The sequence below is a fragment of the Bacillus sp. Marseille-P3661 genome (genome assembly GCF_900240995.1).
Classification (GTDB): Bacteria; Bacillota; Bacilli; order Bacillales; family Bacillaceae_J; genus OESV01.
On the sequence record NZ_LT965963.1, the window covers coordinates 1 to 841 of the forward strand.

The 841-nt window shown below is 47.7% G+C and carries 2 rRNA genes; both read left to right on the forward strand.

What is annotated here, in order from left to right:
* Positions 1-405, forward strand: a 16S ribosomal RNA gene (locus C1724_RS25260); the annotation flags it as partial.
* A gap of 288 nt (positions 406-693) precedes the next feature.
* Positions 694-841, forward strand: a 23S ribosomal RNA gene (locus tag C1724_RS25265); the annotation flags it as partial.

The window sequence follows — 841 nt, forward strand, 5'->3', positions numbered from 1 at the left end:
AGTTGGGCACTCTAAGGAGACTGCCGGTGACAAACCGGAGGAAGGTGGGGATGACGTCAAATCATCATGCCCCTTATGACCTGGGCTACACACGTGCTACAATGGATGGTACAAAGGGTTGCGAGACCGCGAGGTTGAGCCAATCCCATAAAGCCATTCTCAGTTCGGATTGTAGGCTGCAACTCGCCTACATGAAGCTGGAATCGCTAGTAATCGCGGATCAGCATGCCGCGGTGAATACGTTCCCGGGCCTTGTACACACCGCCCGTCACACCACGAGAGTTTGTAACACCCGAAGTCGGTGGGGTAACCTTTTGGAGCCAGCCGCCTAAGGTGGGACAGATGATTGGGGTGAAGTCGTAACAAGGTAGCCGTATCGGAAGGTGCGGCTGGATCACCTCCTTTCTAAGGAAGAATTACGAAGACGCGCTTAGACATTTTGTTTAGTTTTGAGAGAGCATTCTCTCAACAAATGAATATTTTAGCTACCGCTAAAATAATTGCGCTTGCGTCTACAAGTGGATTCGAAGAAGTCGGATTCCTCAGCGCAAGGCAGCATGAAGTAGCTCACTGATGATTATTCACGATGTGATTGAAGTCAGTAGCCTTGTTCTTTGAAAACTAGATAGCAATAACATTCATATTTACTGTAGAAAAGTTCTTATTAAAATCTTGATGATTAAGATCATCTTAGGTTAAGTGAATAAGGGCGCACGGTGAATGCCTTGGCACTAGGAGCCGATGAAGGACGGGACTAACACCGATATGCTTCGGGGAGCTGTAAGTAAGCTTTGATCCGGAGATTTCCGAATGGGGAAACCCACTGTTCGTAATGGAACAG